The following is a 24,911-nucleotide window of genomic DNA, read 5'->3' as shown; positions in this document are numbered from 1 at the left end:
CGACTAGACTCGCTCATCGTGGCCGGACGAATCCCAGATCGCGATATCGCGGCGATCCGTGAACGTGTCCGGATCGAAGATGTAGTCGGTGAGTACGTGGCGCTCAAGCGCGCGGGCGCCGACTCGATCAAAGGTCTGTGCCCGTTCCACGACGAGAAGTCGCCGTCGTTCCATGTGCGCCCCAACCACGGGCTGTTCCACTGCTTCGGCTGTGGTGAGGGCGGCGATGTCTACAAGTTCCTGCAGCAGATGGAACACATCGGTTTCGTCGAGGCCGTCGAGCAGATGGCCGATCGCATCGGCTACCAGATCAACTACGAGGGTGGCGGCACCTCGGTGCAGCGCGACCGCGGCACCCGCTCGCGCCTGGTCGCCGCCAATGCCGCCGCGCACGAGTACTACATGGGCCTGCTGCACGAACCCGAAGCCGAGGCCGCGCGCAAGTATCTGACCGACCGCAACTTCGACAAGGCATCCTGGGCGCAATTCGGCTGCGGGTACGCCCCCGCGGGCTGGGACGGGCTGACCAAGCACCTACAGCGCTTGGGTTTCGAGTTCAAGGAGCTGGAAGCGGCCGGACTGTCCAAGCAGGGCAAGCGCGGTCCGATCGACCGGTTCCATCGCCGCCTGCTGTGGCCGATCCGCAATCTCGGCGGCGAGGTGATCGGTTTCGGCGCGCGCAAGCTGTTCGACGACGACACCATGCCCGGCAAGTACGTGAACACGCCGGAAACGTTGCTGTACAAGAAGTCTCAGGTGCTGTTCGGTCTCGACCACGCCAAGCGCGACATCTCCAAGGGTCATCAGGCCGTGGTCGTCGAGGGCTACACCGATGTCATGGCCATGCATCTGGCCGGGGTGAAAACCGCGGTCGCGTCCTGCGGCACCGCGTTCGGCGAAGAGCACCTGCAGGTATTGCGCAGGCTGCTGATGGACGACAACTTCTGGCGCGGCGAGATCATCTACACCTTCGACGGTGACGCGGCCGGGCAGGCCGCGGCGTTGAAGGCGTTCAGCGGCGATCAGCGGCTGGCCGGACAGACCTACATCGCGGTGGCGCCCGACGGGCAGGACCCGTGCGAGTTGCGTCAGCACTCCGGCGACAGCGCCGTGCGTGATCTGGTGGCGCGGCGAACCCCGCTGTACGAGTTCGTGATTCGCGGACTGCTCGCCGAACACAATCTCGACGATGTCGAGGGCCGTGTCGAGGCGTTGCGCCGTACGGTGCCCGTGGTGGCCCAGATCAAGGACAACGCCACCCGCAAGGGGTACGCCACCAAGCTGGCAGGCTGGGTGGGCTGGGACGACATCCAGCTCGTCGTGCGCCGGGTCGGTGAAGAGGCGAAGAAGAACCGGATGGGTGGCACCACGCCCGATCTGAAGTCCGGCGCCGCGGCGATCCCCGCGCCTCGCGTCGAGGAGAGCTCCTCGGTGCGGCCCGCACCGAACGACCCGGTGCTGTACGCGCAGCGCCAAACCCTCAGCGCCGCACTGCAATACCCGGGCATCGCGGGCGTGTCCTTCGACGCCATCGACGCCGCCGCCTTCACCCACCCCGCCTATGTGGCCGTGCGCATCATGATCGCCCAGGCCGGCGGCACGGCTGCCGGGCTCAGCGGTGCGGAATGGGTCGCCGCCGTGGCCGACCACACCGACGACCTGATGATCCGCGCGCTGGTCTCCGAACTGGCCAACGAGCAGCTCCCGGTGCGCACCCAGAACGACACCCCCCGCTTCATCACCGGCATCCTCGCCCGCGTCCAGGAAGCCTGGGTGGGCCGCCAGATCGCCGAGCTCAAGTCGAGGCTGCAGCGACTGTCGGCCAGCGAGGAGCCCGACACCTACATGACGCTGTTCGGCGACCTGGTGGCGCTGGAGCAGTACCGCAAGAGCCTCGCGGCCCAGGCGATGGGCAACGAGGGCTACGCGGCCGGGGCCTGACACCACCCGGAAGTCACGGCTTGGCGGCTTCGGTGAGGGTGCGGGTGGAGTACGCCACGAACGGCCCCTCCTGCCGGATTCGGTCGTGGAGCCGACGCAGCTGGTCGAGATAGGCCTCGACGGTGAACCCGGGCACCATCCAGATCACCTTGCGCAGGAAGTACACGACGGCACCGATGTCGTCGAACTCGATCCGCAGTCGCTCGGTCCGCTGGTCGGTGATCGTCAGTCCGGCGGCCCGCGCGGCGGCGGCCTCATCGTCGGGATGGCGCCCTCGACGGGCCTCCGGCTGCGGACCGAGGAAATACTCGACCAGCTCGAACACACTCGCCGGTCCGACGTGCTGTGCGAAATACGTTCCCCCCGAACGCAGAACGCGCGCGATCTCGGCCCACCAGATCGTCGCCGGATGTCGGCTGGTGACCAGATCGAACGCCGCATCGGCGAACGGCAACGGCGGCTCGTCGGGTGCGGCGACGACAACGACGCCGCGAGGATGCAGCAACGCGGTCGCCTTGGCGACGTTCGGCGGCCACGACTCGGTGGCGACCATGGTCTGCGGGAACACCTGCGCCTCGGCCAGAACCTCGCCACCACCGGTCTGAATATCCAGCGCAGCGGAAGCGGTCTTCAGCCGATCGCTCATCAGGCGCTGATAACCCCACGACGGACGCGCTTCACTGGCCCGCCCGTCGAGCCAGGAGAAATCCCATCCTTCCACCGGCGCCGAAGCCGCTTCGGCGACCAAATCCTCGAACGTCCGTCCCATGCGAAATCACTATGCCAGCGACCGCCCGGCGACACCTCCGAGTTTCGCGGCTACCGGCTGAGCTGTTCGCGGACGAACGCCGCGGCCTGGTCACGGGTGTCGTTGACGAAGTACGCGACATGGCCATAGGTCAGGGCGTTCTCGAAACCGGCGGCCGGGTCGCCGCCCTGGCAGACGCGGTCTCCGGTATTGCAGTAGTCGCGCAGGCGGTCGGCGAATTCCACCAGCGCGCCGGTGCGTAGTGGACGGGTGCCCGACAGCGCGGGATCGTAGCTGCCGCGGTTGTAGGGCTCCGCGCCGTTGAACAGTGGGCTGCCGAACAGTGCGATCGCGTCGATGCGCGCGGCCGCCTGGGCTGTCAACGCGGTTCGTTCCCGCAAGGTGGCGCCGATGACGCTCGCGCCTTGCGAGTAGCCGAGCAGCACGAGCTGCTGGTCGGGGCACGTGGCGGCGGTCGTGTTCAGCAGGGCGGTCAAGTTCGCCGTTCCGCGCGCGGCGCTGTCCGATTCCCTCGAGGCCGGATAGTCGAGCTCGGTCACTGTGGTGTGGCGGCCGGATTCCTGGGCGATCCGCCAGGCGAGGGGGGTGAGCAGCAGACTGCCGAACTGTGGCTCCAGAGTGCCGCGAACGGTGATGACCCGGACCTCCGCGCAGCCGTCGGGGGGAGCGGCCGAGTCGGCGGCCGCCGTGGGGAGGGTGGGCAGAGTCAGTGCTGCCACGGCTGTCGCGGCCGCTGACAACAGGATTCGAATCATGCGCCTACTGTATTGCGCCCACCGCGTACGGCGCGGTGCCTACGCACAACCGATCCGGCGCCGAGCGCGGCACCGGCGACGGGCAATTCGGCGCAGATGAACTCGGATCGGAGGTTGCATAATGAGGCGGTGCACTCCGGTGATGGTCTGTTCGATCGACGCCTGTCCGACCGCGCGCGAGAAGTGATCCGCCAAGGTGCCGAGATCGCGCTGAACGCGCCGGAGGAATGGCTCGACGAACTCTATGACGCCACTCTCCTGACAACCAGCCTGCGTGCTGTCGCGGGGGATCCGCTGCTGGCCGAGGCTGTCCGGCGCGTCAATCGCGGCAACCTGCTGCACTGGGCCTCGGCCAACGTGGCCGATCCGGGAATGCCGGTGCCGATCAATCTCGGTGCGGACCAGATCGCCATTGTTCGCGACCTGGTAAGGCGTGGCATGAACGAGGCCGCTTTGCAGGCCTATCGCGTCGGGCAAAATGTCGTCTGGCGAAGGTGGATGACCATCATCTTCATTCTCACGCCGGACCCGTTCGAGCTGCAGGAGGTCTTGGAGGTCACCGCCGCCTCGATCGCCGCATTCGTGGACGGCACCATCGAGGCGATCACCGAGGTCATCGGTCAGGAGCGCGACGAACTCGCCCGCGGCTCATATGCCGAACGCCGCGAAGTCATTTCGCTCATTCTCGAGGGGGAGCCGACCAACATCGAGCGTGCGTCGATCCGACTCGGCTACCGGCTCGACGCCACCCACACCGCGGCCATCGCCTGGAGTGACATTCCCGGTGCCGAACTCGACGAACCGCATCGGGTGACCAGGGCCCTCACACAGGCCGCCGGGGCGGCCACGGCGCTGAGCGTGCTCGCCAGCGCGGCCACCTTGTGGGTGTGGGTGCCCGGACCCACTCCTCCCGACACCGCGGCACTGACCGAAGCGCTGGACCATATTCCCGGCGTACGGATCGCCATCGGCTCGACCGGCCGAGACCTCGCCGGGTTCCGGACCAGTCACCTCGACGCTCAGGCCGCGCACCGAATCCTCGCCCGCCCGCACAGCACCCGACGGCTGGTCACCTTCGGCGAGGTGCAACTGACCTCGCTGATCACCGAAAACGGCGCTCAGGCAGACCGATTCATCAAGTACACCCTCGGCGATCTGGAACACGCCGACAGCGAACTACGCGAATCAGTCCTGGTCTACATCAACGAGCAATGCAATGCCACGCGCGCTGCGGCGCGCCTGTTCACCCACCGGAACACGATCTTGCGCAGGATCGCCCGCGCGGACGAGTTGCTGCCACGTCCGCTGGCGGAGAACGGCGTGCATGTCGCGGTCGCATTGGACGCGTTGTACTGGCGGCAGAACACTCCCCGGCCCAGTTGAGCCAATTCTGATTACCGCTGCGCGCAGACCGGAGTGAGGCGGTGCGTGCCCCGCAGGCCCTTGAGGGTCGCTTCACGTCCGGTTCCGATCGTGAGATCGGTACTGCTTCCGATCGCCTCCAGCACCGGCTCGCTGAGGAGCACTTCGCCACCCTCGGCCTGCGCGGTGACCCGCGCGGCCATGGCGACATTGCGTCCGAACAAATCGTCACCCCGGCGGACGGAACTTCCCATGTGGATACCGATCCGGACCCGGAAATCGGCCTCGCCCCGGGATGCTTCGGCGTCCTTGCTCAGCGCCGCCTGAATGGCCAGGCCGCATCGGACCGCCCGGTCGGGAGCGGCGAAGGCGATCATGTACCCGTCGCCTTGGTTCTTGACCACATGGCCGCCGTGGTTCTGCACGCATCGATCCACCAGGCGGTGGTGGCGGTCGAGCAGCTTGACCCAGGCCCGGTCGCCCAGTTGTTCGTTGAGAGCGGTCGATTGCTCGATGTCGGAGAACATGATGACGACGTTGCCGTCCGGCGCCAGTCTGGCCAGGTCGGGACGTTCGACCCGTGCCCAGCCCGCGAGGTCTTCGATCGAGGTGAGCACGGCGGCACGAAAACCTTTGGCCCGCACCAGATCAGCGGCCTGCCAGGCGGTCCGTACCGCTTCGCGACCGCTCACCACCAACCGCTGTCCCGTCGTCGACCGACGCGGTGCCCGGCGCTTGCGCCGACTCCGGACCAGTAGGATCGACAGGATGAGTATGCCGACGGCTTCACCGGCGGCGACGATCGCGAGCACGGTGACCACGACTGTGGTCATCGGAGAAACCCTGGCGGAGTAGCGTGGCTGGTCGAACCCTGTAGCGGCTGTGCGCCCGAGCTGTTCACGGCAAAATAGTACACATGCGTTCACTCGAATTCGACCGGCGTAGCGGATGCCTGCCGGCGATGAATCCTGGGACCATCGCGCTCCGCACCGGGTCGGCCGACTCGTCTTCATTGCGGGCACGGGATAGCATTTCTACAGCTGAGATGGCCCGTCTTCGACATTTGGCATGCACGGAGACCGTGCAAGCGCCGGGCGGAACCGCGCCGACCGCAGCTGCGAATCCTGCTTCCTGACCCTGTTTCGGTGTACGGGTGAAGCGCCCGATGTGTACCCGGTGGTGCATAGTGCACAACGATGGTTCCATCTGGGTGCGAAGCACCATTGGAACGCGGGGTGGTGAGGCCGCACGATGAAGCGCAAACAGCGGAAAGTAGGAAATGTGCGCATGCCCGACAGCATCCTGTCGGCCCGGACCGCGACGACGGTAGGTCGGCCGATTCTCGACCGGCTCCCCGCAGCGTCAACGATTTCGGGCAAGATCATGAGTCTGTTCATCGTCGGCAGTGAACTACCCGACCGAGTCCCCATGGTGGCCCTGCGTCGCGATGTCGCCGCGCTGGTGAACGCGTGCCTCGAGCTCACCGCCAGAATGCTGACCGGCGGCGACACTGCGGAACCGCTGGCCGAGGTGCGCGCCGACGTCATGGAATGGGCACGCGAGGGCGTCACGATCGACGCGATGCACAAGGCCGTGCGGGTAGGCACGCAGGCGGTGTTCGACCACCTCACCGCACGGGCGAGAGCCGACGAGGATCACGTGGCACTGATCGAAACAGCGCACATGTTCGTCCACCTCTCCCGCGAGCTCGCCATAGCGATCTCACAGGCGTACCTGCGTGAACGGCGGGTGGCGGGTAGCGACGCAGCGGATGCCGTGGCCGCCGCGCTGATCGCCGGGAACGCGACACCGGCCATGGCGCGCGCCTGCGGGGTCCGGTTGGCCGAGAGCTATTACGTCTTCGCGGTCGGGTTCGTGCCACGCCGTGGAGCGGACGAGCCGCGCCAGGATCGACATACCCTCGCGCACCCGACAATTCGTCGAATCAGAGCCGAGGTGCTGCACCACTGCGATGACAACGCGCTGATACAGATGGGCACCGACACAGCTACCCTGCTGATTCCGCAAGACCATTTCGATCCCGCCGCCGCCGAACGGTTCGTCGAGCAGATCGCCGGCGCGGCGCAGACGCAGGTTCGCGCCGCGTTCGTGGCGGTGGGGGCAGGCGGCATTTCCGAAGGGGTCCAGCGCGCGCACGCGGTGCTCGACATCATGCGCCGCCTGCGCCGAGTCGGGCTCGAGCGCTTCGACGACCTGTCGCTGGAGTATCAGCTGTCCCGGCCGGGCACGGCAGGAAGGCATCTGGCCGCGCTACTGGACCCGCTCGAGGAACATCCAGTCCTGCTGGAGACGTTGACAGCGCACCTCGCGACCCACTCCACTCGTCTGCGCACCGCGCGTGTGCTGCACGTACACCCCAACACTGTCGACTACCGACTGAACAAGATCGCCGAGATCACCGGCCTCGACCCGACGCAGCCGGACGGGATCTGGCGCCTGCGTTCCGCGCTCGTAGCCCGCATGACCGGCGCGGGTGAGAAAGAGTTAGCCGCCGGCGGTGACCCCGACCAGACCGCCCAGGCATGCTGATCGGGGCGGACCCCAGGTCGGCCACCGAAGTAGCGGAGAGGCAGTGATGAGACCCGAGGAGGCGACGGGCACCCGATGGCGCAAACCGGTCGCCGCATCGGCCCTTCTCATCGCCTGTGCGGCAGGACTTTTCTGGCTGCGGTGCGTGTACATCGTGCTCCACTCCCGACTGTCAGCCGATCCGCTGACAGATCCCCATGGTTACGAACTCGTCATCGGCACCGTGCTCGCCCTGCCCGCCGCGGCGGTCCTCGCGGCCGCCGCGCCGTTTGTCGTCGAACCCGGCTCGAGCCGGATTCGACTGGCCAAGATCGTGGCGACACTGCTGGTAGTTCTCACCGCACTGCCCGTAGTAGCGCTACTCACAGCATGAACCGAAGCCCATTCGTCAAGACTGGTCAGGAAGCCTGCGGGCTCGACGATCCGGGCGTGCGTCAACGGCCCGAGACAGTCTCGGGCCGTTGATCTTCGGAGTATTGGGCGTGGTCGCCGTGCGGGGATTTCGGGTACGTCGCTACTTGACCGAACCGGCCAGCTGATCGGCGAACGGGGCAACGAACTTTCCGACAAGGGGAAGCTCCGCGCGGACACCGCCGCTGTTGTTCGCCTGGACCATGGCCATGATCCAGACGACGACCGCGAAGATCCCGAGGGCGAGTCCGGCGAGACTGAAGATGATCCCCAGGGCGCCGAGGAGCGAGCCGACGATGCTCAGCACAATATTGAGCACCGAGACCCCGGCGAAGAAGATGATCGATTGCGCAGCATGGAATTTCACGTCGGGATCGTTCTTTCCCACGAAGAGGAAGATGATTCCGGTGAGCCAGCCCAGCGCGTAGGACAGGATCGCACTGGTCTTCTTGTCCAGGCCGGCAGACTGCGGTTGGTTCGAGGGAAGCTGAGAAGATGTCATGCGGCAAGTACATGCCACGACCCCCACCTACCGATCCCAACTTTCGGCACGAAACAAGAGGTCGCGAGCCGGTCGAAGCACCGAAACCTGACGACCTGCTCGCCGCGCGGAACCGATCAGGCTTGTGCGTCATCGATGGGTGGGTTTGACGCGGGGTGCGTGCGTTCGGACTCGCTGCTCGCGCTCGAGGCGCGCCAACTCGCTATGAACCGCTCGGCTACCTCGGCGGAGATCTCCTCGTGAGGCTCGTCTCTTCCGGGCTTGTAGCGCTGGAGGTAGTCGGTAGGACCCCATGTGAAGTCCCTGCCGAACGCTTCGTCGGTCGGCACAGGTCGGGTGTCGGTCCGGCGCACAAGCCCGGTGATCCGACGCGCGCGCCAGCCCTCAGGCCAGCCTCTCTCGTCATCGATCAACGCGAAGTAGCGCACAGCGGGTTCGTCACTGTCGGGCATTATTTCCTGTCCTTCACCGGGATTCGCGGCGGAGCGGCACCGCTCTCGACTCTATACAGCGAAATTCGGCAACCCGGTCGGCACCGCGACCTTGGTGAGTTCCCACGTACCGTTGGCGACACGTCGCTGATGTGCTCGAGGGTGGACAGAAACAGCTCGGTTCGAGTATCACGCCTGCTTGGTCTTGGATACTGTTGCAGCGGAGCCGGATTCGTTGCAAGCGAGGATCAGTGGCCGGTTCACACGGTCGGAGTCGCGGGGGCGGGCAGAGAGTCGCGGTGAACACCGTCTGAACGTCGGTCCGGTGCACCGTCACCGGCTTCGCCGGCGGATCTGCGGCAGCGTATGGCTGCATTCGGCCCCAATGCCGGGGAGCGGGGGTGCTGCGACTATCCTGGCTCAGTCGGCAATCTTGCCGCTACTCAGGGCAGACGTCTTGTCGATCGCCGGGCCCGCGCCCGACCACGGAGCCCGTCGCCTCCTCTGAGACTTCCCAGAGGATTTCCATGCTTTCGCCAGGTAGCAATTCCCCGTCTTTCGTCGCGCTCCCCATCGGTTCGACCGCGATCGTCTACTGCGAGAACCAGTTCGGTGAACAGGACGGGAAGACCGCGAACGGCCTGGTCCGGCACTCGGAGAAGTACGAGATCCTGAGCGTGATCGACAGCAGTCGCGCCGGGCTCGACGCCGGTGAATTCCTGGACGGCACTCCGAGCGGCATCCCGATCCTGACCGGTCTGCCGGAGGCGATCGCGCATGCCGGGCGGGTCCCGGACTACCTGATCTGCGGCGTTGCCCCCGCCGACGGCCTGCTCTCCGCGGCCCAGCGCGTCGTGCTGCTCGAAGGTATCGCCCGCGGGATGCATGTGATCAACGGGTTGCACGAGTTCCTCGCCGACGACGCCGAGTTCTCAGCCGCAGCCGAGCTGGCCGGGGTCACCATCACCGATGTCCGGCGGCCCAAGCCCGCCCGGGACCTCCACCTGTTCTCGGGCCGGATCTTCGATGTGACATGCCCCAGGATCGCCGTCCTGGGCACCGACGGCGCGATCGGCAAGCGCACCACCGCCACACTGGTCGTACAGGCGCTGAACGCCTATGGGATCAGGGCTGTCCTGGTCGGCACCGGCCAGACCACGCTGATCCAGGGCGGCAAATACGGCGTCGCGCTCGACGCGCTCGTCCCTCAGTTCTGTTCCGGAGAGGTCGAGCATCAGGTCGTGGCCGCTTTCGAGGGTGAGGCCCCGGATGTCATCGTCGTCGAGGGCCAGGGCGCGTTGAGTCACCCCGCGTATCTGACGTCGGGACACATCCTGCGGGGCAGCCGACCGGTCGCCGTGATCGTGCAGCACGCACCGAAGCGAACAGTGCTCGGCGACTTCCCGATGATGCCGATGCCGACGGTGGCAAGCGAAATCGCCCTGATCGAGGCATTCGCCGACACGACAGTCATCGGCGTGACGATCAACCACGAGCGGATGGAGCCGGACGAGATCGGCGTCGCCATTACCGAGCACCAGTCCGAGCTCGGGCTGCCCGTCACCGATCCGCTCACCCGCCCGGCCTCCGAGCTGGTCGACATGGTGTTGCGAGCCCTGCCACATCTCGCGAAGCGACCGGTGCCGATCGCCGAATGACCTCGCCGCGGATCGACGTCGACCTCGGCAAGATCGAAGCGAACACCCGGCACCTGGTGGACCAGCTCGCCCCGCGCGGCATCCGCGTCGTCGGAATCACCAAGGCGACTCTCGGATCCCCGGCCGTGGGTGCGGCGATGGTGCGCGGCGGCGCGTCCGGGCTGGGCGACTCCCGGATCCAGAATCTGGCCCGGCTAGGCGCTCGGGATCGGAGCGCGTCACGCACGTTGATCCGGTCCCCGATGCTCAGTCAGGTCGACCAGGTCGTGCGTACCGCGACGTCGAGTCTGAACACCGGAACGGCCGTTCTCGACGCGCTCGATGCCGCTGCCCGTCGTCAGCGGCGGACCCATGACGTCGTCCTGATGGTCGAGCTCGGCGACCTCCGCGAGGGGATCGCGATCGAGGACGTCGCGGCTATGGCCGCGGTCACCCGCAAACGCGGCCGGCTGCGCCTGTCGGGGCTCGGCACGAACCTCGCCTGCCGCAGCGGCGTTGTCCCGGACGACCGGAATATGGGAGAGCTGAGCAGGCTGGTCGACCAAGTCGAATCCGGTGGCCATGGCGTGCTCGACGTCGTTTCCGGTGGCAACTCGGCCAACCTGCCGTGGGCGCTGTCGACGTCCGATGTCGGTCGGGTCAACGAGCTCCGGATCGGCGAAGCAATCCTGTTGGGGACCGAGCCGCTGCACCGGACCCTGCTCCCTGGCCTGCACCCCGACGCGTTCAGTCTCGTCGCCGAGGTGATCGAGGTCGCCGTCAAACCGGCCCGGCCGTGGGGTGATCGGGCCCAGACAGCGTTCGGCCACCAGGCCGCGGTCGTGCGCCAGCTGGCACCGACACGAGACCGAACCATCCGGCAGGCGATCCTCGCGCTGGGCTGTCAGGATGTCGACGTGGACGGCCTGATCCCGCCGCCGGGAATCGCCATCCTCGGGACGAGCAGCGATCACCTGGTGGTCGACGTCGGCGACCACGCCGTGTCCGTCGGCGACGAACTGGCGTTCGGGCTCGGATACGGCGCCCTGCTCCGGGCGATGACCTCACCATTCGTGTCGCAGGTCGAGACCAGACGGCCGGCGCGCCCGGTACTCGCCGCCGCCCGCTGGCCCGCGCCTATCATCGCCTGACCGGCACACCTGCGCCGAGCAGCGTGGCGCCGATCTGCCTGGGGGATCCGATGCGGCCACACAAGACGACGCCAGCGAGAAACATCCCGAGGTCCGACCGCATCCCGTGACTCGAGGCGCCTTGGGTGATTTCCATAAAACAACGTTCGTGTTCCCGCTGCGGGCTGGCTGCCGGTGAATGGCGGTGTCAACTGACATCGGCAACAACCCCGCGATCTGGTACCGACAGAACATCCGGCAATCAGCAGAAGAGGACGCTGAGTTCTCATATAGCGCAGGCCATATCGGCGGCGAGGATGCAGTTGAGGCTACCGGTCCACGCTGTTCCGCTGCGGTGGAGCGATGTCGACCTTGACTCCCCCCGGATCACCTTCGCTGGCACTATCGTCCGGCTCAGGGACACAGGCTCATACGCCAATTCCGCACCAAAACCGGCGCCGGATACCGCACGGTCATGATCCCTGCGTTCGTGGCCAACACCCTTCGCCGCGTCCAATCAGAAGCCACTCCCAACAAAGCTGGACTTGGTCTTCCCAACCGCGACGGCGGAATCTGGGGCCCTTCAACTTCAACCGCCTCTGGCGCCGAGCACGCGGCGAGAAGTTCGCGTGGGTCACCCCGAAGACCTTTCACAAGACAGTCGCCACCCTCATCGCGGACGAGTTCGGCCTGCAAGCCGCCGCGCGCCAACTCGGCCACGCCAACGAGTCGGTCACCCGCCGCCACTACGTCGACCTACCGACCCAAGCCCCCGACTTCACCACCGCGCTCGACCGCTTGGATTCGTGAAAACGTGTGGCTTCCGCACGTCAAAGCGTGTGGACGACTGTAGAAAGCAGAAAACCAGGTCAAACGCGTACGTCTGCCCTGGTAGATGCTCCCCCATCTGGACTCGAACCAGAAACCTGCCGTTTGAATTCCGTTGCAAACCAACATAATTCAACGCCTCCCAATGTGACCTATCACTCGCAGATTTGCCGTTGAAGGTGTTCCCGTTGCATCCCAACCGTTCCCGCTACTTCCCGCTGAATCCGTGTTGTTTCCGTGTTGTGGGTCGAGTCGGGACGCGCCACGATACCGCCTGCGAGGCGCGGCCTCTCGCCACGGGCAGGGGCAGGTCAACTTCTCACACCTGGAGATCCCCGAACGTCACGCCGCTATCGGAAGAGGCTCATGAAGATGAGGTTCGCGACAATGCTGGATTGGCTCCAGGTGTTGCCGAGGCCGTCGTGCCGTTCGGCAAAGACCCACGCTCCGACGTTGAATGTGTACGTGTTGCCCGGGCGCATCGTCCAGAAGACGTCGATGGTCGCCCCGGGGCCGAATCCGTCGCTGCTGTAGACGTCGACCTCATTCTGGCTGACCCGCTTGCGCCAGCGTTTGTCGGTGGCGGAGGCGATGAAGTTGCCGTTCTCGAACACCGTGAGATCGGTACCGCCCTCCGTGGTGGCGTCTCCGCCGAACCCGGCCCCGACCGAGTAGTGGTCGTCGGTTGTCCGGTACGCGCGGCCCATCGCGGAGACCTCGTGGGTGGTCTGCAGCGAGACCCCGAATCCGGCGCGCGCGCTCACGAAGTCGTCGGCGCCGCCGATCTTCGGACCTGCTCGGCCGTCGATGGCCACCCGGCCGTTGTCGCGATCGACAACGATCTCGAACGGTGCGCCGCCTGCCGGGTCGTGCCACGCCCATTCGAAGTGGTACGGGATCCCGAAGATCTCGGTGCCGGCCCGGATATCGAGCTTTGCCATTGTTTCAGTGGTCCCGTGCGAGTCGGTGCGCCGCAGGTGCGCCAGATCCTCGTCGAGTGGTACAGGGGTTTCCTCCGCGCTTCGCAGCGTGTCCGCCGTGTCGGGATCCTGTTGTGCCAGGCGGATCAGCGGGGCGTAGAGCGCCTGCGAGATCGCGGTCCGTTCGGCGGCGCCGGCGCGCCGGTGCGCGGTCGCCGCGGAAGAACGTTCGATCATGCTCTCGATAGATTTCTCGACGAAAGGGCGGTGCTCGGCGGGGAACCCCTCCGAGTAGCGGATCTGTGACGCGGGGGGTTCCGTGCGGGGAGCCCGGGGCGTTGTCGATGTCATGAGTGCACCTCCAATGTGTTGGGCACTCGTCAGCCTGCGCCCGCGAGCGAGGGTTCGTCACGCGTAGTCGGCTACCCGCAATCCGGACCGCGAGAGCCGCCGCAGGTCACTGCAGGCTTGGACTCGTGCAGGCCAACTTGCCATCTACGCGTGCAGCAGTCCCTGATGCGCCGAGTTGGCGTCGGCCTTGCCACCCGCTTGTCATATGCTGTTGACGACATATAGCATGAGGTCATGGGTGAACTGTTCACCATCGAGATCGAGCCCGAAGTGCGCGACTGGCTACAAGCACTACCAGCCAAGCACTTCCTCAAGGTCGACGAATACGTTGGCCTCCTCGCCGAACGCGCAGAGACCCTCGGCGAACCCTTCGCTCGATACCTCGGCGACGGAGTTCGCGAGTTACGTCCAACGTTGGACGGCGCCGCGATCCGCATCACCTACTGGCTCGCACCAGGACGTCGGGTCGTCCTGTTGACCGTGTTCCGCAAGACCAAGATGCGCGAAGACATCGAAGTCAAACGAGCGAAACTGGCACAACAAACCTGTCAGGCCGAACACGAACCCGCCCATCAAGAATTCGTCCGCACGATCGAGAGAGGAGAACTGGACCGATGAGGCACACCCGCTGGAAGTCCCTCCGAGAACGTCAACTCACCGAGGGCTACACCGAACCTGTCGACGTCGCCGAGGCCCGCCGCGAAATCCGACTCTCCATGGCGCTTGCCCAGGCCGTCTACGACCGCCGCACCGAACTCGGCCTCACCCAAACCGAACTCGGCGAACGCGCTGGTTTGACTCAAGCGAAGATCTCGCGCATCGAGGGCTCCGACACCGTCCCCACCCTGCCCCTGCTCGCGAAACTCGCCGACGCCCTCGATGCCACCCTCAACATCGCCCTCGACGCCGACGACACCCAAGTCAGCTTCACCAGCCACCATACCGACGCAGCCTAACTACTCAAGCTCGTCTCCATCGTCGGTCAGCACACCCCTTCAACCTGTATCACCGATGACCGGTCTCACCCCCGGGGACCGACTGCCCGGGGGGGGTTCCCGTCACTCAGACGTGCGACCATTGTCGTCATTGTTGCCACCTGTATCGTCGGCGCGTGTATCCCCGCCGATTCATAAGTTATTGCAACTGAATCCGCACCCTGCGATACGTATCCGCGGTGGCGTCCTCGAGGGCGGTAGTGACCTTAGAGCTGTTTTCGTTGATCCTGCCCGCAAGCGAGAGCTGCATTGGCGGATTAGGGTCTTTGATCGTTCGCTTTCCCAGCGTCGTCTTTCCCTGCGATGCCGCCCCGGCGGATCTCGCTCCCATCGAACGGAGGAGCATGGCCAAAAGTTGGTCAGTCGTCCGTTGAGGTTCGGGACTCCACGGCATACTGCGGTGGGCCACAGCGCCGATCGTCGCGAGCACTGCAGGCGACCCGATAACGGTCTGGACTCGGTTGGAGAAGGGGTCCGCGAAGTCTCTGAAGAGGGCTGTCGCGAATTTTGTGATGTGTTCGCGCACCATGGCGTCACTTACACCCTTAGGCAAGTTGTCCCCGGTAACGAATGATCGCAGTGTCGAGAGAGTCATCCATTCAAGGTCTTTGGCTCCAAGCTGCCGCTTGTTCGCGGAGACCAAAAGAACGAAGCGGAACGTCGCGAAATTTGCCTACCGCGGTCGATGGGCCTAGCGGTTTCCCTCGCCAGCTTCCTCGTGCTGGTCATCCTGAGCTTAGGAAGGTCGTGTCAAGGTCGTTCTTTCCTTGAAACGACGAGCGAGTGAGGCCAGGCAATCGGGCCACGAGGAGGGACTACTGCACGAGGATGTCGCAGATTGACCGCCGGTCGGCTCCCTTGAAGTCGCCGCCGTCGAAGTCCCGCCTTGAGCGGGCACGGCTCGCCGAGCTGACAGAACGCGTCGCACAGCGTCGCGAAGGATGGTGCTCATCGAAAACGTGGTGTTTCCGTGTTGCCCTTCTGGCGGGAGCTTCGAATGGCAACAAACTGACCAGGTCAGGCATGGTTTCTTCGGCGGCGCCGGACTCGATCCCGAAACACGATGCTACTTGGGGTAGAGTCCAGCAAAAGGCCAGGTGAGAGCCTTGCGCCCTTAATGCAGCACAAAAAAGAGATCCCAACACGTGCGAATATTCGCAGGTCAGAACCTCTTTTTTACTGCTCCCCCATCTGGACTCGAACCAGAAACCTGCCGTCTGAATTCTGTTGCACCCCAACGCTTCGCATCGATTCCTAATAGAATCTATTACTTGCGGATTCGTCGTTGAAGGTGTTCCCGTTGTACCCCAAACGATCCCGCTACTTCCCGCTGAATCCGTGTTGTTTCCGTGTTGTGGGGTCAAGTCGGGGGTAGCGCCGCTGCAACCGCCGGGGGCACCCTCCGCCGCCCCTGCGTGTCAGGGTGAGGTGAATCCACCGGCACTCAGCAAATGCGGGCCGACGCCGGGGCGCGATCGGACCTACGTCTCCACACTCACGTGGCGCAGAGGCTGTTCCGCGGGGAAGCGCTCGAAGCGCTCGGGCGCGATGATGGCGGCGTGCAGTATCGTGGCGCAACCCCATCGAGCCGCCGATGCAGTCGACGGGACCTTCGGCATCGACCTCGTCGAGCACTGCCAGGAGATCACCGGCCAGAGCGGTCCAAGGTGTAGTCCGCTGCCTGCGGCCAGCCGGTTGATCGACCGTGACCGCGTGCGTCGTACCGGCACCACGATGTGGACCGTCGGAGAGACCTCATCGAGGGGCGACCTAACGAGAAGGCCGAATCACCGACCGCAATGCCTGACCAGTCACACAAAAACTTGCCGACTGACTCATAGGTGTTCACCATCAACGTCAATCTTTGGTAATACGTTCAGCTCCTCCAGTACCCGCTGATAATCATCTATATAAGACATATTAATATTGTCTTTTGGGTCCCCGAACAATGCCAGCAGCTCGGCCAAGGCATCACGTTCGGCCGGGCTGACCAAAATTTTACGCTTCACAAGAGTGGCACACAGATTGTCGACCAACAAGGTCCACTCGCCGACGTCGCTGAAAGATCGGTAATCAGCCAGCACTTCGGGCTCAAGGCGGTCCGCGAACCGTTCAATAAGTTCCCGGGAGCCATTGCTCAGCTTCGCGAATCTGGCCAACTGTTCCGGAGTGAACTGTCGCCTCTTGCGCTTAGCGCTGGGCCGGTCATCAGAATCCATCTGTGTCACCTAACTCTTATTTGATCGGGACGCCATTTGCGTCGTTCCTATAGACGCCGGGACCGCTTACCGGATGGCCCGTCACAATATTACCGGATGAGTCCACGATGGCCGTAATTAGAACACCATCCCGCGTGCCGGTGACTTTCCAGGTTCCATGATCCTGGAGCACTGGAGGTTGATCGGGATTCTTAGCGACGTCCTGGATGCTGTTGATGATGTGGTCATCGGTCCATAGCGGGATGTCTGGGAATTCAGTCTTATCTGGCATCCTGGTGCCGGGAGCGTGCCCACCGGTTCCGTCGTCGCCGCCGTCAAGGATATGAATCCTCCGGAGCTGGGATATAGAAATACTGGTGGGACAGGCCCCGATACCAAACTCCATTGGGCTCCGAGGCCATTGGTGGGCACTTCGCGACACTTCTCAGTCGTCTCAACTCCCCGGACTTGCCGGAACCGCCCGCTCTGAAAGACCTCGCCGACGTGATCGAGATGCGAATGGGCTGGGCCAGAGAACGTTTCGACGATCCGCGGTTCACGGACGCAATTCAGCGCATCGACGCCAACCGACACCTCACGGACTCACAGGTGGTGACCGACAAACTCCTGAGCACCACCGAACGGCCCCGAGTCCTCCACGCGGATCTGCAGGCCAAGAATATTTTGCAAGGACCTGACCTTTGGTACACGATCGACCCCCTGGGTGCTGTCGGCGATGTCAACGCCGAAGCTGCACTGTGGGTGGCTATTCAGGATGGACCGCGCACGATTGCTGAGCGGCTCGACGATCTGGCCAAACACCCCCTGCTGACGCCGAATCGACTGTTGGCCTGGACCTATGTCCTCGCGGTTGCCGAGTATCGGCCGTATCTGCCGGCTTCAGGGGAGCGAATAGAGCACTTCATACGTGTCGTGAATCGTGGAATCATCGACTCGATTTGATGGCTCAATACCCTAAGTCGCTACAGACCAGGTGTTTTGCTTCCCGTCAGTGACGTGCTCAATGTGCTACTCCCGCGAGACCCTTGGGCGCAACACGTATCAGCAGTCGGTATGAACGAATATCCGTCTCGCCTTGTCGCCGCTGTCGTGGATGACTACGTATCGTCTCGGATCCCGGTAACCCTCGACCGATTGCTCGTTGCGACGGCGGTCATCAGCAGGTCGTTCATTCCCGTTGCAGTCCAGTAGGACTTCCACGACGAGGGTACGCCGGGAGCGAACTCCGCGAATCCGGATCGGTGCTTGAACTCGCTCACTGATTCGATGGGAATGTCGACCACGGCTACGGAGGTCGACTCTCTGAATTGGGAGTCATGCTGGTACCACACGACATCCGCGCCCTCCGGGAACGATAGGTTTGCACACGCCGACAGGTGGCTCAGCTTGTATTCCTGGTCGGTGGAGCATCCCCCGATCCCGGTAGCAATTGCGCAGGCTGCGATATACAGAGCGGCCGTCTCTCCGTGAAGATATTTCACAGCTTCTTGACCCGTCTGAACTCAAATTCGGGCTCGCCGTGGACGCGGAAACTCCGCGCCCAACCAACTTCTGCGAGGTGGCGCATCTCGTTGTTCACGACACCGAAAGTGCTCGGCAGGCGCCGATTTTGCTGGCGACCTGGCCTCGCAGATCGGCAGCGCGCAAGGCCCGATTCGGCAACGACATCGCTCAATTGCCCTCGCTGCTCGCGGTCGGGGACGTCGCCGGAGCGCATCGGATTGCCTGTGAACCCAATACGCTGTTCAACCCGTTGGTGAGTTGCGCCGACAAGGTCGACTTCCACTTTCTTATTTTGCGGACCAGATGGCAAGCTCTCCGCCTGGCAGGCAAATAACGCGATATCCGCTCAGTCCCACGATTCCCCAAGCTTCATAGTGTTCGTCAACAGGAACTTTGAGCACTGCACCAGAACTCAATTCAATACTTAAACCGTCTACTTCGCTGGCGATGGCTCGTGTGATTTTCGACCCAACAGTGGATTCTAGTTCATTGCATATGTCGGCGTAGTTATTGGATGGTGCACTCACCAGTCTCCCATCTGCTGTGTGGATGGAGAGTTCACCCTCTACCTGTAGTTCAAATTCAATCGGCGAACCGATTCTAATTGTTGCTGTGAAGCCTAACTCGACTTCTGAGATTGACTGTCCAATGATTTCCAATTGCAGTTCCATAATCACCAGCCTGGAGGTTTCGGGTATGTGCCATCGGGATTCTTGGGTATATGTGTATCTGCGTTGCTACCGGGCTTTCCGTCCAGCTTCAAAGGTTGACCATGCTCGTTGTAAAACCGTACATATCCGTTTGGGTAGTCTGTAGTCGGCAGAGCGTCGCGGAATGTATTTTGATTGAAACTCGATCCCGGCTTCTGCCACACCCAACCTTTCCCGTTATCTGCAAGCCGCGCCTCCCAGTCGTCAGGAACATGACTCGGGCGCTTGGGGGCGCCTAGCTTGACCGCGCGCTTGGCGAGGTCGATAATACGTTGCAGTTTACCACGAATAGTTGTTGGTGGGTTCTTTACCTTAATTGCTCGCAGGAGCTTGAAGGTGGCGTAAATTCCCTTTAGTTTCTCGGCGTAGGCCTTTACTTTGTCGTATATCTTTTTTGCTCGATATGCCGCAACGGCGACAGCGCCGTACCCTGCAGACAATGCGCCAGCAACCACCGATATGATTACACCCTCGACAACATATTCGGCGATGTCAGCGGCGAGGTCCTGAAGGAGTTTCGTTATCTGCTTGCGCATATCGTCGATAGCGGTCTTTTGATCGCGACACGATTGTGCTATTTCCGCGAACAGTCCAAGGATGTCCTCGGCTGCGGTTTTCATTTCCCGCAAGTCCTCGTCAATGAACGAAGCATCCTGTGCGGTAATAGCTTCGAAACATTTGGCCTGGGCTTCGATCCTGGCTGGTAGGTTCGACGCTTTACCCTTGGCTGCGAGGGTTTCCCATGTTGTTGCGGCCGCTAGCAATTTGTCGGGGTCGCCATCTGGGATGGTAACTCCAGCCTCCTTGGCGAGGTCGAAACCGTCGTCAATGAGGCCGTTTCCTGGACCTCCGGCCGACGGTGGCGGTACTGGGCATGTACTCCAGGCTGGCGGGAAAGGTGACGGTTGGATTGGTTCGGGTCGACCGGTGCCTTTGGCGTAGTCGGCGAGCGCATAGTTGTATCCGGCTTGCTGCAAGATACCTGCGTAATTGTCGAGCGCCCGAATCATTGAACTTGCGAGATTGTATGCTTCAGTGGACAGCTCGTCGTATGAGGCTGCCCATTCCTTACACTCCCCGACACTGCCCCCCATCTCCCGGGAATTGCTCAGTGCCGCCATTTGGGCTTGAAAGTCGGCGTGGAAGTCCACGGCGGCGCTATGGAGATTGGATGCGGAGGTGGCGTATACGATTGGGTCGACATTTAAGGTAGTCACGCGAAATATATCCTCGGTAAGGCTCTAAACATCGAAGCGGCAAGTAGATAGTAGGTTGCTATTTATGGCAGCAATTCTCAATTCGGCTGTCAAAATCTCGGAAGCGCGAACGGTGCGTGAGCTGAGAGCGCTGTATATCGCCGGGGCTTACGATCGCCCTAGCATTCCTAAATTCGCGGCGAGAGCGGCGGAGTAGCGGTCATGGGCTGCTTGTGCTGCTTGGCGCATAGTTTCAATTCCCTCGGCGACATCTGTTGCGCCGGAATGCCATTCACGGTAGGCCTCCGCTTGCGCATCGGCTGCTGCACCGCTCCAGTTCTGCTGGACCGCGTTGATGCGCTGCTGAAGTCCATCGAGACTGTCGGTTAGGAATCCTACAAAACCTGACACGCGGGTGACGATCTGCTCGAGTTCGGCGAGGTCGGCGCGGAAGGGCTGAGAATTGTCGACCATCAGAACTCCGGTAGGTCGAGAGACCCGGACAACGTAATGGTGTTACTCGCCCAAATCTGGTCTTGATTGTCCAGCGTCTTGCTGGTGACACCGAGAAGTTCGGCCATGTCGGACAGGGCGTCGAGAATGGTGTCGGCACCGTACTTCGTCTCGATCCACCCTGCGGAGAAGGAGTCCGCTGAGGTGCCACGCCAAGAGCTCAGAAGAGTGGCGATGTCGGTATCCAAGGACGTCAGCCCGTTGATCAGGGATTCGGCAACCTGCTGCACGAACGTCCCGGCGTCTGCGACTTCGTCTGGCACTAACGAGAAGTCGCCGACTGATCCGCTCGATTCTGTGGCCATATATCCCCCTCTAGATGAAACCACTGGACGGTACCACGAGTGCGCACTCGCTGGTCGGGGCGGCGATTAGCCCAGCCGATCTGTGCGGACGCGCAACGTGCGGCAGCATGCCGAGCGTGTGGCGGACCATCGGACTTCTTGACGCCGGAACCGCTGTTCCTCGTGTAGGGGCCGAGCGCCTCTGACATGTCGAATCAGTCCGCGATGTTCGGAGTCCTGTGGTGCGGGCGCGTACCCGCCAGGATTCCATCGGACATTCCGGAGGGCAGATGTTCACCACCCCAACACACACGATTTCGACTGACACACACTCGCCCGCTGCACCACTCGGTAAGACTCGAACACATCATTGCCGCACGGTCGGCGTCGTCGCCTGCATCACCGCGTTCGCGGCGACGGTGGGCATAGCGACGGCCGTTGCTGAGCCAGCGATTGGACCAGGGTGTCCACGGTGGACAGCAGTGATGGTGCCGGGTACGACCGAGACCTCTATGACGGCCGACCCGAGCCAGCTCGTAGGTCTCCTCGCTCCGATAGGTGAAGGGCTGCGCGCGCGGTTCGGTGACGATATCGACGTGCGGAGTCTTCCGTACTCGGCTGCTCCGTTGCCATATTCGGCATCGGAATCCGGTGGGGTACAAGCTCTGTCGTCGATGCTGGGTGGACTGTGCGACTCGACTCAGGTGGTGATGGCCGGGTACTCGCAAGGCGCCGACGTAGCCGGCGACCTGGCCTCGCAGATCGGCAACGGAAAGGGCCCGATTCCCGCCTCGCGGGTACTTGGCGTGGGATTGCTGTCCGATCCCAACCGAGACCCGAGCACTCCTCAACTCGGACAAGCAGTTTCCGGCCAAGGGATCGCGGGAACTCGTGACAGTTTCGCGGAATTGGAAGGCCGCGTGGTCACGAGCTGCGCTTCTGGCGATATCTACTGCTCCACCTCCCCGGAAGCCTCCCCGGCGTTGTCCGCGGTCGGGCGCGCGTTCACCGGCGAATCGACTCTCGACACCGACAACTCGAACTCGACGAACACCGAGGATGACTCCAGCAGTGGCTTGGATGCCTCGTCGGTGACACAGCAGGTCGTGATCGTGCTCGGTGGCCTGGCCAGCTTCGCGGCGAACATTCCGCAGATCGGCACCGACATCGCTCAATTGCCCTCGTTGCTTGCGGTTGGGGACGTCGCCGGAGTGCATCGGGTTGCCGGAGAGCTCACTACGCTGTTCAACCCGCTGGTGAGCCTTGCCGACAAGGTCGATTTCCACCTCGTCGCCGACGCACTGTCGCTGGCGTCAGCATTCGATGCCTCGGGGTGGACCGGGATCGCTGCCCAGATCGTGGATATTCTGGCCGACCTCGACATCAGCCGGATCGCGACTGACATCGGCACCGCACAGGAGGTCGCCTGGCGTGCCTTCGAGAAGCTCGCCGTTGTCGATCTGATCAGGGCGGCCACTGAACTCACCGGTCTGATTCCGGTCGCCGCTGACCTCGCGGCCACCGCCGCATCGGCGTTGACCGGCAACAGCAGCGAGATCGCCACGCTCGCACAAGAGTTCACCGGTAGCACCGATGCGGCGACCACGACGGCTCTGGCCGATCTCGCCAGCCAGGCCGCCGAGGCTGCGCAATTTGCGACCTCGGGTGTCCACGTGAACGGCTACACCGACGGTGCTCTCGACTTGGTCGGTGATTGGCTCTCCGATCAGGTTGCGAGCAGTCGGTAGGCGGATCGCCGCCGGAGGCGGTACGGCCGCAGCAGCGGCGTGCGGTCGCGAACATTCCGCACGAGGGAGAGCGCTGAAAAGTGCAGCTACACAAACGAATTGAATCCGTCCATCTGACAGAAATGAACCCGAAACGACGGCCAACGGCAACGTTGGCCGTCGTTTCGGGTGTGCGGCGGTGGGTGTGCGGCGGTGCCGCTGTCTGCGCGGGCCGTAGTCGGTGCCGATGCGATCGGCCGGTGATGTGCTAGGCAGCGCGCACTGCCGTGGTGGCTGCACGGGCGATCGCGCGGACCGTGGTGGCGGGGTCGCTCACATCGTGCACGGTGACACCCTCGAGCGGGGTGTCGTATTTCAGGTCGGTGACCAGCCACAACACCGCGCACCCTGCCGCGCCGGACATGGCACCGACCTGGAGGGACGAAATGACCGACACCCCAAAAGAACTCGACTTCTCGACCCGGTCGCTGGAGTCGCTTTCGCCGCGCCCAAATGTGACAGCACCAGGAGCCTGGACGCCCCGTGACACGGGCACACCGCAGTCTGGCGGTGTGAGTCAGACCGACCCCAGCAGGGACAAACGGTGGCTCACTCGTGAGCAGGCGGGCGAATACCTGGGTGTTCATCCCCGCACCCTCGCGAACTGGGCCGCCAAAGGGCATGGGCCTCGCTACTCGAAGCCGTCCGGCAACTCGTGCATGTATCGGCGCGCGGACCTGGATGCCTACCTCGAGGCCCATCTGGTGCACACCGACGAGCAGCCCGAAGCGGCGTGAGCAACCCGAACGAAGGGAACAGCAGTGCCAAGACCAGCCACCGAACTCGGCAGTTACGGCGATATCGGCACCAAGGAGCAGAAGGACCGGAAGTGGAGAGCCTGGGTCACGTTTCGTGACTACGACGGCACGGGCCGCGTCGTGGATGCACTCGGAACAACTAAGAGCAACGCCAAGGCGGCGTTGCGGAAGAAGCTCACAGCTCGGCAGAAGCAGTACAAAGGCCGTACCCGCGGCAAAGTCACCCGCGATACGCGCCTCACGGTCCTGATGGATATCTGGCTCGACGAAGTGGCACGAGATGAAGGCGTAGGCCCGCAGTCGTATGACCTGTACAAGGGTGAGATCGACGCGAGCGATCACAAGCGCGCCGACAAGGCTACGGTCAAGCTGCGTCCCGCGATCGGCAATCTTCGTGTCTGGGAAGCGGATACAGGCCGACTCGACGAACACATCCAGCAGATTGTCGCTGCCGGAATGTGGTCGAAGGCGCGGCTGCACAAGGTGATTCTGACCGGCATCATGGGGGTCGCCGTCCGATACGGAGCCCTGCCGGAGAACCCGGTGCGAGACACGTCCCGCCTGCGCAGCCGCAAGATCAAACCTCAGACGATCGAGCGGGATCGCCTGGCAGGTTTGCGTGCCCAACTTCGGGAGTGGTTGGCGGGGAAGGGGATTCTGGGAGCGCCTGCCTACACGCACGGCCCGAAAAGGGATCGGGCGATACTCGATGTGGCCGATTTGATCCTTGGCTCAGGAGTGCGGCCAGGCGAAGCGCTGGCAGCGTCTTGGGACCAGTTCGATCTCGAGGCGGAACCGGCGACGTTCACCGTGTCGGCGACCGTTGTCAGGCTCGACGGGAAGGGGTTGTTCCGGCAAGAGTGGGCGAAGTCCGATGCCGGGCATCGAACAGTGGCACTGCCCGGGTTCACGATCCAGATGTTGAAGCGGCTACGCGACAGCCCGACCTGCGGACGGATGTGCGCGGTGAAGGCACTGCGCGAGGTGGGTGCCAGCGTGGTACAGGTCGAAGATAAGGTCGCGCTCGTCTTTCCCGGTCGGGGCGGAGTGCTGCGTGATCCGAACAACTTCAATCGGACATGGCGGAATGCCCGGGGCACGTTGTATCGGGATGTCACGCAGTACACGTTCCGGAAGGCGGTCGCGACGCTGATCGCCGAGACGTCGGATTCGAAGACCGCCGCCAAGCAGCTGGGGCACTCCCGCGAGGCGATCACCGAACGGCACTACATCGCGTCACCGGAGCAGGCCCCGGACTCATCGGCCGCGCTGGAGCTGGGGTTCGGTACGTCGGGCTGACAACGACGTTCTTGGTGGCGAATTCTTGGTGTTTTCTTGGTGATGGCCCGAAAATACGGG

Annotated in this window: 25 protein-coding genes; 12 read left to right on the top strand and 13 right to left on the bottom strand. The window is 63.5% G+C overall.

The window, feature by feature from the left end; genetic code table 11:
* Window positions 1–18 precede the first annotated feature (18 nt).
* Complete coding sequence (gene dnaG / locus ACWF99_RS31200) at window positions 19–1,941, top strand: DNA primase (RefSeq protein ID WP_378637593.1); 1,923 nt, start codon at window positions 19–21, stop codon at window positions 1,939–1,941.
* Between the two features lie 13 nt (window positions 1,942–1,954).
* On the opposite strand, the gene ACWF99_RS31195 is transcribed toward dnaG, so the two are convergent.
* Both ACWF99_RS31195 and ACWF99_RS31190 read right to left on the bottom strand, forming a co-directional pair.
* The gene (locus tag ACWF99_RS31195) at window positions 1,955–2,710 is read right to left on the bottom strand and encodes a class I SAM-dependent methyltransferase (RefSeq protein WP_452538139.1); all 756 of its coding nucleotides are present in this window, start codon (window positions 2,708–2,710) and stop codon (window positions 1,955–1,957) included.
* A gap of 50 nt (window positions 2,711–2,760) precedes the next feature.
* Window positions 2,761–3,465 (bottom strand): cutinase family protein, encoded by a 705-nt coding sequence (locus tag ACWF99_RS31190; RefSeq protein ID WP_452538138.1) that lies wholly within the window; start codon window positions 3,463–3,465, stop codon window positions 2,761–2,763.
* A 129-nt stretch (window positions 3,466–3,594) separates the two neighbouring features.
* Here ACWF99_RS31190 and ACWF99_RS31185 point away from each other — a divergent pair, with 129 nt between their 5' ends.
* On the top strand, window positions 3,595–4,848 hold the full coding sequence (locus tag ACWF99_RS31185; protein ID WP_452538137.1) for a PucR family transcriptional regulator: 1,254 nt from the start codon (window positions 3,595–3,597) through the stop codon (window positions 4,846–4,848).
* 11 nt (window positions 4,849–4,859) lie between these two features.
* Here ACWF99_RS31185 and ACWF99_RS31180 read toward each other — a convergent pair whose 3' ends face one another.
* The gene (locus tag ACWF99_RS31180) at window positions 4,860–5,660 is read right to left on the bottom strand and encodes an adenylate/guanylate cyclase domain-containing protein (protein ID WP_452538136.1); all 801 of its coding nucleotides are present in this window, start codon (window positions 5,658–5,660) and stop codon (window positions 4,860–4,862) included.
* 454 nt (window positions 5,661–6,114) lie between these two features.
* Here ACWF99_RS31180 and ACWF99_RS31175 point away from each other — a divergent pair, with 454 nt between their 5' ends.
* Window positions 6,115–7,377, top strand: a complete 1,263-nt coding sequence (locus tag ACWF99_RS31175) for a PucR family transcriptional regulator (RefSeq protein WP_452538135.1) — start codon at window positions 6,115–6,117, stop codon at window positions 7,375–7,377.
* A 43-nt stretch (window positions 7,378–7,420) separates the two neighbouring features.
* Complete coding sequence (locus ACWF99_RS31170; protein ID WP_378637608.1) at window positions 7,421–7,750, top strand: hypothetical protein; 330 nt, start codon at window positions 7,421–7,423, stop codon at window positions 7,748–7,750.
* A 141-nt stretch (window positions 7,751–7,891) separates the two neighbouring features.
* Here ACWF99_RS31170 and ACWF99_RS31165 read toward each other — a convergent pair whose 3' ends face one another.
* Window positions 7,892–8,290, bottom strand: coding sequence for a DUF4870 domain-containing protein (locus ACWF99_RS31165; protein ID WP_378637610.1), 399 nt, complete (start codon window positions 8,288–8,290; stop codon window positions 7,892–7,894).
* A gap of 958 nt (window positions 8,291–9,248) precedes the next feature.
* Here ACWF99_RS31165 and ACWF99_RS31160 point away from each other — a divergent pair.
* Both ACWF99_RS31160 and ACWF99_RS31155 read left to right on the top strand, forming a co-directional pair.
* Complete coding sequence (locus tag ACWF99_RS31160) at window positions 9,249–10,379, top strand: DUF1611 domain-containing protein (protein ID WP_452538134.1); 1,131 nt, start codon at window positions 9,249–9,251, stop codon at window positions 10,377–10,379.
* Window positions 10,376–11,509, top strand: a complete 1,134-nt coding sequence (locus ACWF99_RS31155; protein ID WP_452538133.1) for an alanine/ornithine racemase family PLP-dependent enzyme — start codon at window positions 10,376–10,378, stop codon at window positions 11,507–11,509. Before ACWF99_RS31160 ends, ACWF99_RS31155 begins: the two co-directional genes overlap by 4 nt.
* A gap of 1,157 nt (window positions 11,510–12,666) precedes the next feature.
* Here ACWF99_RS31155 and ACWF99_RS31150 read toward each other — a convergent pair.
* Complete coding sequence (locus tag ACWF99_RS31150; protein ID WP_452538132.1) at window positions 12,667–13,473, bottom strand: hypothetical protein; 807 nt, start codon at window positions 13,471–13,473, stop codon at window positions 12,667–12,669.
* A 348-nt stretch (window positions 13,474–13,821) separates the two neighbouring features.
* Between ACWF99_RS31150 and ACWF99_RS31145 the strand changes: the two genes are divergently transcribed.
* Together ACWF99_RS31145 and ACWF99_RS31140 are read left to right on the top strand one after the other, a co-directional pair.
* Window positions 13,822–14,205: a type II toxin-antitoxin system RelE/ParE family toxin gene (locus tag ACWF99_RS31145; RefSeq protein WP_266298712.1), complete on the top strand. Its 384-nt coding sequence runs from the start codon at window positions 13,822–13,824 to the stop codon at window positions 14,203–14,205.
* Window positions 14,202–14,543 carry a helix-turn-helix domain-containing protein gene (locus ACWF99_RS31140; protein ID WP_452538131.1) on the top strand — a complete coding sequence of 114 codons (342 nt, stop codon included), beginning with the start codon at window positions 14,202–14,204 and terminating at the stop codon, window positions 14,541–14,543. The genes ACWF99_RS31145 and ACWF99_RS31140 overlap by 4 nt, the downstream gene beginning before the upstream one ends.
* A gap of 1,874 nt (window positions 14,544–16,417) precedes the next feature.
* Here ACWF99_RS31140 and ACWF99_RS31135 read toward each other — a convergent pair.
* Window positions 16,418–16,801, bottom strand: coding sequence for a MafI family immunity protein (locus tag ACWF99_RS31135; protein ID WP_452538130.1), 384 nt, complete (start codon window positions 16,799–16,801; stop codon window positions 16,418–16,420).
* Between the two features lie 16 nt (window positions 16,802–16,817).
* Window positions 16,818–17,186: an EndoU domain-containing protein gene (locus ACWF99_RS31130; protein ID WP_452538129.1), complete on the bottom strand. Its 369-nt coding sequence runs from the start codon at window positions 17,184–17,186 to the stop codon at window positions 16,818–16,820.
* On the opposite strand from ACWF99_RS31130, the gene ACWF99_RS31125 reads away from it, so the two are divergent.
* Window positions 17,186–17,743: an aminoglycoside phosphotransferase family protein gene (locus tag ACWF99_RS31125; RefSeq protein ID WP_452538128.1), complete on the top strand. Its 558-nt coding sequence runs from the start codon at window positions 17,186–17,188 to the stop codon at window positions 17,741–17,743. The genes ACWF99_RS31130 and ACWF99_RS31125 overlap by 1 nt on opposite strands.
* Window positions 17,744–18,278: 535 nt before the next feature.
* Here the strand turns inward: ACWF99_RS31125 and ACWF99_RS31120 are convergent.
* The 5 genes from ACWF99_RS31120 to ACWF99_RS31100 form a co-directional block, all read right to left on the bottom strand.
* Window positions 18,279–18,587, bottom strand: a complete 309-nt coding sequence (locus ACWF99_RS31120; RefSeq protein WP_452538127.1) for a hypothetical protein — start codon at window positions 18,585–18,587, stop codon at window positions 18,279–18,281.
* 4 nt (window positions 18,588–18,591) lie between these two features.
* On the bottom strand, window positions 18,592–18,975 hold the full coding sequence (locus ACWF99_RS31115) for a DUF6188 family protein (protein ID WP_378657360.1): 384 nt from the start codon (window positions 18,973–18,975) through the stop codon (window positions 18,592–18,594).
* Between the two features lie 2 nt (window positions 18,976–18,977).
* Window positions 18,978–20,231: a WXG100-like domain-containing protein gene (locus ACWF99_RS31110; RefSeq protein WP_452538126.1), complete on the bottom strand. Its 1,254-nt coding sequence runs from the start codon at window positions 20,229–20,231 to the stop codon at window positions 18,978–18,980.
* 147 nt (window positions 20,232–20,378) lie between these two features.
* Entirely contained in the window at window positions 20,379–20,684 is a 306-nt protein-coding gene (locus tag ACWF99_RS31105) for a WXG100 family type VII secretion target (protein WP_452538125.1), read from the bottom strand.
* The gene (locus tag ACWF99_RS31100; protein ID WP_378657369.1) at window positions 20,684–21,028 is read right to left on the bottom strand and encodes a WXG100 family type VII secretion target; all 345 of its coding nucleotides are present in this window, start codon (window positions 21,026–21,028) and stop codon (window positions 20,684–20,686) included. The genes ACWF99_RS31105 and ACWF99_RS31100 overlap by 1 nt, the downstream gene beginning before the upstream one ends.
* Window positions 21,029–21,297: 269 nt before the next feature.
* On the opposite strand from ACWF99_RS31100, the gene ACWF99_RS31095 reads away from it, so the two are divergent.
* Window positions 21,298–22,755 (top strand): cutinase family protein, encoded by a 1,458-nt coding sequence (locus ACWF99_RS31095; RefSeq protein WP_452538124.1) that lies wholly within the window; start codon window positions 21,298–21,300, stop codon window positions 22,753–22,755.
* Window positions 22,756–23,002: 247 nt separating this feature from the next.
* Here ACWF99_RS31095 and ACWF99_RS31090 read toward each other — a convergent pair whose 3' ends face one another.
* Window positions 23,003–23,158 (bottom strand): hypothetical protein, encoded by a 156-nt coding sequence (locus tag ACWF99_RS31090; RefSeq protein ID WP_378657372.1) that lies wholly within the window; start codon window positions 23,156–23,158, stop codon window positions 23,003–23,005.
* A 148-nt stretch (window positions 23,159–23,306) separates the two neighbouring features.
* Here ACWF99_RS31090 and ACWF99_RS31085 point away from each other — a divergent pair, with 148 nt between their 5' ends.
* The gene (locus ACWF99_RS31085) at window positions 23,307–23,531 is read left to right on the top strand and encodes a helix-turn-helix transcriptional regulator (RefSeq protein WP_378657375.1); all 225 of its coding nucleotides are present in this window, start codon (window positions 23,307–23,309) and stop codon (window positions 23,529–23,531) included.
* A gap of 24 nt (window positions 23,532–23,555) precedes the next feature.
* Complete coding sequence (locus ACWF99_RS31080) at window positions 23,556–24,851, top strand: site-specific integrase (protein ID WP_452538123.1); 1,296 nt, start codon at window positions 23,556–23,558, stop codon at window positions 24,849–24,851.
* Window positions 24,852–24,911: the final 60 nt, after the last annotated feature.

It is taken from the genome of Nocardia sp. NPDC055002 (genome assembly GCF_053608825.1).
Note: the sequence above shows the minus strand (reverse complement) of the source record. Positions and strands in the feature narration are given on the sequence as shown.

What these genes read in the sequence shown, in the direction of transcription:
- ACWF99_RS31195 (WP_452538139.1), bottom strand. Translation starts at nt 2,710, where the DNA reads ATGGGACGGACGTTCGAGGATTTGGTCGCCGAAGCGGCTTCGGCGCCG.
- ACWF99_RS31190 (WP_452538138.1), bottom strand. Translation starts at nt 3,465, where the DNA reads ATGATTCGAATCCTGTTGTCAGCGGCCGCGACAGCCGTGGCAGCACTG.
- ACWF99_RS31180 (WP_452538136.1), bottom strand. Translation starts at nt 5,660, where the DNA reads ATGACCACAGTCGTGGTCACCGTGCTCGCGATCGTCGCCGCCGGTGAA.
- ACWF99_RS31175 (WP_452538135.1), top strand. Translation starts at nt 6,115, where the DNA reads ATGCCCGACAGCATCCTGTCGGCCCGGACCGCGACGACGGTAGGTCGG.
- ACWF99_RS31165 (WP_378637610.1), bottom strand. Translation starts at nt 8,290, where the DNA reads ATGACATCTTCTCAGCTTCCCTCGAACCAACCGCAGTCTGCCGGCCTG.
- ACWF99_RS31160 (WP_452538134.1), top strand. Translation starts at nt 9,249, where the DNA reads ATGCTTTCGCCAGGTAGCAATTCCCCGTCTTTCGTCGCGCTCCCCATC.
- ACWF99_RS31155 (WP_452538133.1), top strand. Translation starts at nt 10,376, where the DNA reads ATGACCTCGCCGCGGATCGACGTCGACCTCGGCAAGATCGAAGCGAAC.
- ACWF99_RS31150 (WP_452538132.1), bottom strand. Translation starts at nt 13,473, where the DNA reads ATGATCGAACGTTCTTCCGCGGCGACCGCGCACCGGCGCGCCGGCGCC.
- ACWF99_RS31145 (WP_266298712.1), top strand. Translation starts at nt 13,822, where the DNA reads ATGGGTGAACTGTTCACCATCGAGATCGAGCCCGAAGTGCGCGACTGG.
- ACWF99_RS31140 (WP_452538131.1), top strand. Translation starts at nt 14,202, where the DNA reads ATGAGGCACACCCGCTGGAAGTCCCTCCGAGAACGTCAACTCACCGAG.
- ACWF99_RS31135 (WP_452538130.1), bottom strand. Translation starts at nt 16,801, where the DNA reads ATGGATTCTGATGACCGGCCCAGCGCTAAGCGCAAGAGGCGACAGTTC.
- ACWF99_RS31130 (WP_452538129.1), bottom strand. Translation starts at nt 17,186, where the DNA reads ATGGAGTTTGGTATCGGGGCCTGTCCCACCAGTATTTCTATATCCCAG.
- ACWF99_RS31115 (WP_378657360.1), bottom strand. Translation starts at nt 18,975, where the DNA reads ATGGAACTGCAATTGGAAATCATTGGACAGTCAATCTCAGAAGTCGAG.
- ACWF99_RS31105 (WP_452538125.1), bottom strand. Translation starts at nt 20,684, where the DNA reads ATGGTCGACAATTCTCAGCCCTTCCGCGCCGACCTCGCCGAACTCGAG.
- ACWF99_RS31100 (WP_378657369.1), bottom strand. Translation starts at nt 21,028, where the DNA reads ATGGCCACAGAATCGAGCGGATCAGTCGGCGACTTCTCGTTAGTGCCA.
- ACWF99_RS31095 (WP_452538124.1), top strand. Translation starts at nt 21,298, where the DNA reads ATGTTCACCACCCCAACACACACGATTTCGACTGACACACACTCGCCC.
- ACWF99_RS31090 (WP_378657372.1), bottom strand. Translation starts at nt 23,158, where the DNA reads ATGTCCGGCGCGGCAGGGTGCGCGGTGTTGTGGCTGGTCACCGACCTG.